Origin of the sequence: uncultured Arenimonas sp., assembly GCF_963976025.1 — a bacterium.
GTDB lineage: Bacteria > Pseudomonadota > Gammaproteobacteria > Xanthomonadales > Xanthomonadaceae > Arenimonas.
This window is the reverse complement of record NZ_CAXBJS010000254.1, coordinates 1-2,838: the sequence shown is the minus strand read 5'-3', so window position 1 is coordinate 2,838 and position 2,838 is coordinate 1. Positions and strand designations below refer to the sequence as shown.

At 70.5% G+C, this 2,838-nt stretch carries 2 protein-coding genes; both read right to left on the bottom strand.

Features of this window, described 5'->3' with window-relative positions:
• Nucleotides 1-55 precede the first annotated feature (55 nt).
• Complete coding sequence (locus AACZ35_RS13725) at nt 56-2,515, bottom strand: heavy metal translocating P-type ATPase (protein ID WP_339830239.1); 2,460 nt, start codon at nt 2,513-2,515, stop codon at nt 56-58.
• Nucleotides 2,516-2,588: 73 nt separating this feature from the next.
• The coding region (locus tag AACZ35_RS13720; protein WP_339830237.1) for a DUF411 domain-containing protein at nt 2,589-2,838 on the bottom strand (250 nt) is incomplete at its 5' end.

Sequence of the window (2,838 nt, the reverse complement as noted above, 5' to 3'; positions counted from 1 at the left end):
GGCATCGGACAGTTCCGGACGAATCGCGCGTGTGGACATGGCGGTCTCCTCGCTCTCAGTGCCGGGCCTTCGGCTTCCAGCGGCGCAGCAGCAGGGTGTTGGATACCACGCTGACGCTCGACAGTGCCATGGCGGCGCCAGCGACGACGGGATCAAGCAGGCCGGCCGCGGCCAGCGGGATGCCGACGATGTTGTAGATGAAGGCCCAGAACAGATTCTGGTGGATCTTGCGGGTGGTGCGGCGGGACACATCGATGGCGTCGGCGACCAGGCGCGGGTCATCGCGCATCAGGGTGATGCCGGCGGCGTGCATGGCGACGTCGGTGCCACCGCCCATGGCGAAACCGACGGCAGCCGCGGCCAGCGCCGGAGCGTCGTTGACGCCGTCGCCGACCATGCCGACGGGGCCGTCGGCGGAAAGTTCGCGCACCACGTCGGCCTTGTCGGCGGGAAGTACTTCCGCGCGCACGTCGGCCGGGGCCATGCCCAACGCCGCGGCGACGGCGCGGGCGGCGCCGGCGTTGTCGCCCGACACCATGACCGAGCGGATGCCCTGCGCCTTGAGCAGGGCAATCGCTTCGGCGGCTTCCGGGCGCGGCGGGTCACCGAAGGCCAGCAGGCCGACCAGGCGCAGTGACTGCCTGCTGCCGGCGGCCAGCCATGACACCGAGTGACCCTGGCTGGCCTGTTCGCTGCCGACCTGCGCCAACGCGCCGAGTTCGACGCCCAGCTCCTGCATCAACCGTGCGCTGCCCAGCACGACGTGTTCACCGGCCACCGCGCCTTCGATGCCGCGACCCTGCAGCACCGCCGTGTCCGCCGCCGGTGCCGGCAGGTCACCTCGGGCCGATGCCGCTTCAAGTACGGCGCGGGCAAGCGGATGTTCGCTGCCCTGCTGCAAGGCGGCGGCCAGCGACAGCAGGTGGCTGTCGTCGCCTTCCACGGCCCGCAGGGTCGCCAGCTTCGGCGCGCCCAGGGTCAGCGTGCCGGTCTTGTCGAAGGCGATCGTGCGCAGGCCGCGCGTGGTTTCCAGCGCCTCGGCGTCCTTGATCAGGATGCCGGCCCTGGCCGCGACCCCGGTGCCGGCCATGATCGCCGTCGGCGTGGCCAGGCCCAGCGCGCAGGGGCAGGCAATGACCAGCACGGCGACGGCGTTGAGCACGGCGTTGGTCCAGTCGCCGGTGGCCAGACCCCAGCCCAGCAGCGTCGCCAGCGCGATCAGCACCACCACCGGCACGAACACCGCGCTGACGCGATCGACAATGCGCTGGATCGGCGCCTTCTTGGCCTGCGCGTCCTCAACCAGGCGGATGATGCGCGCCAGCGCCGATTCCGCGCCGACCGCGGTCGTGCGCACCAGCAGGCGACCTTCGCCATTGACGGCGCCGCCGGTGATCCGGTCGCCGGATTCTTTCGGCACCGGCAGCGATTCGCCGCTGATCAGGGATTCGTCGGCGTGGCTGCGCCCTTCGAGCACTTCGCCGTCCACCGGAAAACGTTCCCCCGGCAGCACGACGACGACATCGCCAACGCGCACCTGCGCCACCGGCACTTCGGATTCGCGTCCATCGGCACCGCGCACGCGCGCCGTCGACGGCCGCAGCGCCTGCAGCGCCCGGATCGCTTCGGTGGTCTGGCGCTTGGCCCGCGCCTCGAGCCACTTGCCCATCAGGATGAGCGTGATGATCACCGCCGAGGCTTCGAAGTACAGCGGCGGTTCGCCGTGGTGCGGCTGGGTAAAGATCAGGTGGTAAACCGACAGGCCGTAACCGGCACTGGTGCCCAGCGCGACCAGCAGGTCCATGTTGCCGGTGCCGGCGCGCAGCGCCTTCCAGCCGGCACGGTAGAAACGCGCACCCAGCCAGAACTGTACCGGCGTGGCCAGCGCGAACTGCCACCAGCCCGGAAGCGCCCAGTGCTGGTCGAACAGCATGCCCAGCATCGGCGCGGCCAGCGGCAGCGACAGCAGCGCGGCAATCAGCAGATGCCGGCGTTCGCGGCTGGCCAGTTCTTCCTTGGCGGAAGGAACAGCGGCCTCGCCCGGGGCAGGGGCGTCCGCGGGGTCCTGTTTCTCCGGCGCCACCTGGTAACCGGCCGCGGCGACCGCGGCGACCAGGTCTTCCGGCGCCGTGCCCGCCAGCACCTGCACGCGGGCGGTTTCGGTGGCCAGGTTGACGCTGGCCGACTGCACGCCGGGCACGGCCGCGAGCGCCTTTTCGATGCGACCGACGCAGGACGCGCAGCTCATGCCCAGGATCGCCATCGACACGTCCTCAATGGCGACGCCGTAGCCGGCTTTTTCAACGGCCGCGGCCAGCATGGCGGCGGACGGGCTGCCGTCGGTGGTGACGGCAGCCGTTTCCGTGGCCAGGTTGACGCTGGCCGTCAGCACGCCCGGCACCTGGGCCAGGGCCTTTTCGACCCGGCCCACACAGGAGGCGCAGGTCATGCCGGTGACGCCGAAGCGGAAGCTGGTGGTCGGATCGACCGGCGGTTCGGGCAGGTGGGTGTTCATGGCGGCTTCCTATGGACGATGTTTGCAGCCTGGGCCTTGCCATGATGGCAAGGTCAAGCGCCGCCTTCGTCCCTCAGTCGCCGTGGCGGGCGAAGGGTTCGGCCTTGCCGTCGGGCGTGATCAGTTCGACGGTGTAGGGCTGCACGCGGCCGTCCGGCATTTCCATGCCGGGCGAACCAGCCGGCATACCCGGCACGGTCAGCCCACGGGCCTCGGGACGCTCACGCAGAAGACGCTTGACGTCGTCGGCCGGCACGTGGCCTTCGACGAAATAACCATCCACTTCGGCGGTATGGCAGGAGCCTTTGGCCGGCGGAATACCG

Excerpts from the sequence above, each read along its gene's own strand:
- AACZ35_RS13725 (WP_339830239.1), bottom strand. The coding sequence starts at position 2,515 with ATGAACACCCACCTGCCCGAACCGCCGGTCGATCCGACCACCAGCTTC.